Source organism: Streptomyces sp. NPDC029296, assembly GCF_055569255.1.
On sequence record NZ_JBVHXT010000019.1, the window covers coordinates 56,442 to 62,980 of the forward strand.

The 6,539-nt window shown below is 73.1% G+C and carries 3 protein-coding genes; 1 reads left to right on the forward strand and 2 read right to left on the reverse strand.

Features of this window, described 5'->3' with window-relative positions; all coding sequences use genetic code 11:
* Window positions 1-113: 113 nt before the first annotated feature.
* Entirely contained in the window at window positions 114-692 is a 579-nt protein-coding gene (locus ACZ4W9_RS18470; RefSeq protein WP_467936895.1) for a dienelactone hydrolase family protein, read from the forward strand.
* Window positions 693-802: 110 nt separating this feature from the next.
* Here ACZ4W9_RS18470 and ACZ4W9_RS18475 read toward each other — a convergent pair whose 3' ends face one another.
* Window positions 803-3,247, reverse strand: coding sequence for a SpoIIE family protein phosphatase (locus ACZ4W9_RS18475; protein ID WP_467936897.1), 2,445 nt, complete (start codon window positions 3,245-3,247; stop codon window positions 803-805).
* 37 nt (window positions 3,248-3,284) lie between these two features.
* On the reverse strand, window positions 3,285-6,539 hold a 3,255-nt coding region (locus ACZ4W9_RS18480; protein WP_467936899.1), incomplete at its 5' end, for a HAMP domain-containing protein.

The window sequence follows — 6,539 nt, forward strand, 5'->3', positions numbered from 1 at the left end:
CCGCCCCGCGTACCCCGGCACCGGGCGTCGTACCACCACGACCCGCCGGTGTCGGTGGCACGCGCCATACTCGTGCGCGGTGCCGCCCGGGCACCGCGCACGAGGGGAGCGACATGGCCGAGGTGCTGGTCTTCCACCATGGGCACGGACCGACCGACGGCGTCCGCGCATTCGCCGACCGGCTGCGGCCGGCCGGTCACACCGTCCACGTGCCGGACCTGTTCGAGGGGCAGGTGTTCGACAGTCTTGAAGAGGGCATCGGCTACGCCGAGAGCGCCGGGTTCGGCACGGTCATCGCGCGCGGAACCGCCGCCGCCGAGGGGCTGCCCGCGCGACTCGTCTACTGCGGGTTCTCACTCGGCGTCCTGCCGGCGCGGCGACTGGCCCGGACCCGCCCCGGGGCCAGGGGAGCGCTGCTGCTGGAGGCATGCCTCCCGGTCGCGGAGTCCGGCGGTGCCTGGCCCGACGGCGTCCCGGTCCAGGTCCACGGCATGGACGCGGATCCGTTCTTCGCGGGGGAGGGCGACGTCGACGCGGCCCGGGCGCTCGTCGGGACGGCGGCGGATGCCGAACTGTTCCTCTGTCCCGGCGACAGGCACCTGTTCACCGACAGCAGCCTGACGTCGTACGACGAACACGCCGCGACGCGGGTCGTCGACCGAGTGCCGGACTTCCTCGACCGCATCGGATAGCCCGGCACCGACGAGCCGCGGCACGTCCGGGCCGGACACGGCGCCTTCGAGCGCGAGACGCGCCCGCCCACGGGCGTTCCGCCGGGGCCGGCGCGGCGGCCCCGCAGCGGTCACACCACCCGGATGCCCACGATGCAGGTGTCGTCGTCCGTGTCCGATCGGCTGTAGGTCAGCAGGCCGTCCAGTTGCTGGTCCAGGGTTGTCGGTGCCGTGCGGGCCGTGGTCAGCAGATGGGCCAGGGACTCCTCCACGGACCGGTCGCGGCGCTCGATCAGACCGTCGGTGTACAGCAGCAGCGTGTCCTGCGGCGCGAACTCCAGCTCCGCCTCCTCGTAGACGGCCTCCGGTACCGCGCCCAGCAGCAGGCCCCTGACCAGGGGCAGCGGCGCCGCCTCCGAGCCGCGGACCAGGACCGGCGGCAGGTGGCCCGCCCGCGCCCAGCGCAGGGTGTGCCGGTCGGGGTCGTACAGCGCGCAGACCGCCGTGGCGGTGACCGCGCCGGTCAGGTGGTGCGCCACGATGTTCAGCCACGACAGCAGCTGGCCCGGCCCGGCACCGGTCACGGCCAGGCCGCGCAGCGCGTTGCGCAGGACGACCATGCTGGTGGCGGCCTCGATGCCATGGCCCGCGACGTCACCCACGCACATCAGCACCAGCCCGGACGGCAGCACCACGGCGTCGTACCAGTCGCCGCCCACCAGATGCTCGGTCTCCGCCGGACGGTACCGCACGGCGACCTCCAGACCGGGCACCGTCAGCGGCGTCCGGGTCGGCGGCATGATGGCGTGCTGCAACTGCAGGGTCAGCCGGTTGCGCTCGGCGGCCTGCTGCTCGGTGTGCACGAGCTGGTCCCGGGTCGCGGCGAGCGCCACCTCCGTCCAGTGCTGGGCGGAGATGTCCTGGTAGGCACCCCGTACGACGAACAGCCGGCCGTCGGTGTCCAGCACCGGTTCGGCGACCACGCGGATGTGCCGGGTCACACCGTCGGGCCGCTGCAGCCGGAAGGCCGCCGAGGCGGGCCGCCGCTGGTGCAGCAGCGTGCGCAGGAACCGGCCGATGGGCACCGCGTCGTCGGGGTGCGCGTGCGCGGGCAGCTCCTCCAGGGGGACGGGCGTGCTCGTCGGGGGCCGGCCGTAGAGGTGGAACAACTGGTCGTTCCAGGTGATCTCACCCGTGAGCAGGTTCTCCTCGAACCCGCCGATACGGCCCAGGCGCTGGGCGTGCTGGAGCAGGCTCGCCAGCCGCGCCGTCTCGTCCTCGATGCGCCAGATCAGCAGCACGCTGTTGCCGTGCCGGCTGATGCTGATGTCCGCGACCGCCGCCAGCGACACCTGGTCGACGAGCGCGGTCAGCTGCATGCGGCGGGCCCGGAACGGCTCGCCCGTGGCGTACACCCGCTCCACCCGCTGGAACAGCTCGCTCTTGCCCGCGGCCATCGGGTACGCCTCCAGCAGCAGCGCACCGTTGACCACCGCCCGCGGCCGGCCCGCCGGGTCCAGGAAGTGGTTGTTGATGTGCTGGATGCGGAAGTCGACCAGCTGCCCGGAGTCGTCGAGATACGGCACCAGGACCAGGGCGGGGTCGTGCAGCCCGTCCGCGAGGTCCATCAACTCGGCGGTGTCGGGCAGGATGCGGGGTTCCTGCCCGGCCTCCCGGCGCAGGGTGTACGTCTCCAGGGTGTGCGCGCACAGCTCGGCGAGGGCGTCCACCTGCCGCATGATCTGCGGCGGCTGCGGTTCCAGCGGCCCCGGCCAGGCGATCTCCAGCACCCCGTGGATGCGGCCCCCGGTGCCCGCGGGCAGCGCCGCCCGGCCGCCGTCCGGGTGCAGGTGCCGGCCGATGGTGGGCAGCCCGGTCTCGGCGAGGGAGCCGAACCACTGACCGGTGCGCTCGGTCAGGCCCCGGCGCGCCACCGTCGCCACCTCCGGCGGCACATAGCGCCACCGGGTGGCCTCCGCCGGGGAGAACCCGGCGCTCCCGGCGAGTGTCAGCGAGCCGTCGGCGCCCGCGGCCCACACGGCCACGGCCACCGCGCCCAGCGGGCGCAGCGCGTGTTCCAGCAGGGAGTCGGCGACGGACTGCGTGTCGTCCGCGGCCAGCGCCCCGCTCTCGGCCGCCCGCAGCCGTACGGCCGCGGCGTCACGCTCGGCGGCGCCCGCGGCGGCGGCCAGGAAGGTGTGGGTGATCTCCGACATCCGGTCGCGGGCGGCCTGGTTGATGACCTCCACCGCGAACTCCAGCGGGGTCGCCTTGGCCTGCTCGGTCAGCTCGGCTAGCTGCCGGGCGGCCTGCGCCGGACCGCAGCCCAGCCGCTCCACCAGGATGCCCTTGGCCAGCTCGATCAGCGCCCTGCCCTCCGCCTCCGCCTGAGCGGCGCGCACCTCGCGGCGCAGCCGCTCCACGGTGGCGGCGAGCCTGCCGACGGGGGAGGTGGGGGAGACACCGGCCGGCTCCGACGGCACCGGATCGCCGGCGGCCGGCTCCCCGGCGGGCGCGGACGGCTCCGGGCGCGGTTCGATGCCCTCAGGCTCGTGTGACTGCTCGGTCGTGCTCACGATAGGGGTGCTCCTCGGCGCGGGCGCGCGGGCGCGTTCACGCGGCCAGCCAGCGGCGGACGCAGGCGATGAGGTCGTGGGTGTCGACGGGCTTGGTGACGTAGTCGCTCGCGCCCGAGGCCAGGGACTTCTCCCGGTCGCCGGGCATCGCCTTGGCGGTGACGGCGATGATCGGCAGGTCGGCGTACTGCGGCAGCTTGCGGATCTCGGCGGTGGCCGTGTAGCCGTCCATCTCCGGCATCATCACGTCCATCAGCACCATCGCGATGTCGGGGTTGCCGAGCAGCGTGTCGATGCCCTTGCGCCCGTTCTCCGCGTGCAGCACCCGGAACCCGTACATCTCCAGGATCCCGCTCAGCGCGAACAGGTTGCGCGCGTCGTCGTCGACGACCAGGACCGTACGGCCCCGGAAGCTGTCGTCGACCGGCGGGGCGAGATCCTGCGGGTCGTCGCCCCGGACCAGCGACAGCACGTCCCCGGGCTCCTCGGCCGACAGGTGCAGCGCGATGCGCTCGCGCAGCTCGTCCAGGCTGGACAGGAACTCCAGCGCCCCGTCGTCCCGGTGCGAGCGCAGTGCCTCGTCCCGGGCCACCTCCGGCCGGCGGCCGCTGTGGACGAGCACCGGCACGCCCGCCAGGCCCGAGTCGCCCTGCAGGGCCTGCAGGAACCGGCCCGCCTCCCCGTCGGGCATGTCCAGGTCCAGTACGACGCAGTGGCACGGCTCGGCCGCCAGCGCGCCCGCCGCCTCCTGCGCCCCCACGGCGGTGATGACCTCCACCGCGGCCAGCGGGGAGCCGTCGTCCGGGCTGTGCCGGGCCACTTCGGCGACCACGCTCTCGGCGACCAGGGTCAGCAGCCCGCGCGGCCGTTCCTCCACGACGAGCAGCCGGCGCGGCCGCTGCCGGGCGGGGGAGGACTGCGGTGCGACGGTGTCCTGGACGGCCGTACTGGCGGGGAGCAGCTCGGCCGGCTCCTTCGGCGCGAGCCGGCCGCTGCCGAGCAACTGCTCGAAGTCCGGCCGGGCCACCGGCAGGTACAGCGTGAAGGTGCTGCCCCGGCCGGGCGTGCTGTCCACGGCCACGGCACCGCCGAGCAGGTGCGCGATCTCCCGGGTGATGGACAGGCCGAGGCCGGTCCCGCCGTACTTGCGGCTCGTGGTGCCGTCCGCCTGCTGGAACGCCCCGAAGATCGTCTCCAGGTGCTGCTCCGGGATGCCGATGCCGGTGTCCCGCACCCGGAACGCGACGACGGCGCCGCCCCGCACGACGCCCTCCGGGACCTCCTCGTCGGCCGCCGGCTCGATGGCCAGCTCGACGCCGCCCTGCTCGGTGAACTTCACCGCGTTGGAGAGCAGGTTGCGCAGGATCTGCCGCAGCCGGGAGTCGTCGGTGAGCAGGTCGCCGGGCGCGCCGGGCGCGGTACGGACGGCGAACTCCAGTCCCTTCTGGGACGTCATCGGCCGGAAGGTGGCCTCCACGTACTCGATCAGCTGGCGCAGCGGCACCCGCTCCGGGGCGACGTCCATCTTGCCGGCCTCGACCTTCGACAGGTCGAGGATGTCGTTGATCAGCTGGAGCAGGTCGCTGCCCGCCGAGTGGATGATCCCCGCGTACTCGACCTGCTTGGGGGTCAGGTTGCGCGACGGGTTCTGGGCCAGCAACTGGGCGAGGATCAGCAGACTGTTGAGCGGGGTGCGCAGCTCGTGGCTCATGTTGGCCAGGAACTCCGACTTGTACTTCGAGGCCAGCGACAACTGCTGGGCGCGGGCCTCCAGTTCCTGCCGGGCCTGCTCGATCTGCAGGTTCTTCGCCTCGATGTCGCGGTTCTGCGACGCGAGCAGGGTGGCCTTCTCCTCCAGTTCGGCGTTGGAGCGCTGCAATTCGTCCTGCTGGGACTGCAACTCGGCCGAGCGGGCCTGGAGTTCGGCGGTCAGCCGCTGCGACTCCTCCAGCAGCTCGTCGGTGCGGGCGTTCGCCACGATCGTGTTGAGGTTCACGCCGAGCGTCTCGCGCAGCTGTTCCAGGAAGTCCCGGTGGATGGGCGTGAAGGCGGCGACCGACGCCAGCTCGATGACACCGAGGACCTGGTCCTCGAACAGGATCGGCAGCAGGATCAGCGCGGTCGGGACCGTCTGGCCGAGCCCGGACGAGATGGTGACGTAGCCCGGCGGCAGCGCGTCCACGGTGATGGTACGGCGGCTGCGGGCGGCCTGGCCGACCAGCGAGCGGCCGACGGGGAAGCGGGCGGGCCGCTGGTCGCCGTCGGGCCTGCCGTACGAACCGACGAGCCGCAGCTCCGGGCCGCGGTCGCCGTCCTCGGAGAGGTAGAAGGCGCCGTACTGGGCCGCCACCAGCGGCGTCAGCTCCTCCATGATCAGCTCGGCCACCACCGGCAGCTCCCGGTGGCCCTGCATCAGGCCGGCGATGCGCGCCAGGTTGGTCTTGAGCCAGTCCTGTTCCTGGTTGGCCCGGGTGGTCTCGCGCAGCGACTCCACCATGGAGTTGATGTTGTCCTTGAGCTCGGCGACCTCGCCGGACGCCTCCACCGTGATGGAGCGGGTCAGGTCGCCCTCGGCCACGGCGCTGGCGACCGCGCCGATCGCCCGCACCTGACGGGTCAGGTTGCCGGCCAGCTCGTTGACGTTCTCCGTGAGCCGCTTCCAGGTGCCCGAGACACCCTCCACCTCGGCCTGGCCGCCGAGGCGTCCTTCGGTGCCGACCTCGCGGGCGACGCGGGTGACCTCGTCGGCGAACGCGGAGAGCTGGTCGACCATCGTGTTGATGGTCGTCTTCAGCTCCAGGATCTCGCCCCGCGCGTCCACGTCGATCTTCTTCGACAGGTCACCCTTGGCCACCGCGGTCGTGACCAGCGCGATGTTGCGCACCTGGCCGGTCAGGTTGTTGGCCATGGAGTTGACGTTGTCGGTGAGGTCCTTCCAGGTGCCCGCCACGTTCGGCACGTGGGCCTGGCCGCCGAGGCGTCCTTCGGTGCCGACCTCGCGGGCGACGCGGGTGACCTCGTCGGCGAACGCGGAGAGCGTGTCGACCATCGTGTTGATCACGTCGGCCAGCGCGGCGACCTCGCCCTTGGCCTCGACCGTGATCTTGCGGGACAGGTCGCCGCGGGCCACCGCGGTGGCGACCTGGGCGATGGAGCGGACCTGACCCGTCAGGTTCGACGCCATCACGTTCACGTTGTCGGTGAGGGCCTTCCAGGTGCCCGAGACGCCCTTGACGTCGGCCTGGCCGCCGAGGCGTCCCTCGGTGCCGACCTCGCGGGCGACGCGGGTGAT

Coding starts and splice junctions, on each gene's coding strand:
- ACZ4W9_RS18470 (WP_467936895.1), top strand. CDS start 114: ATGGCCGAGGTGCTGGTCTTCCACCATGGGCACGGACCGACCGACGGC.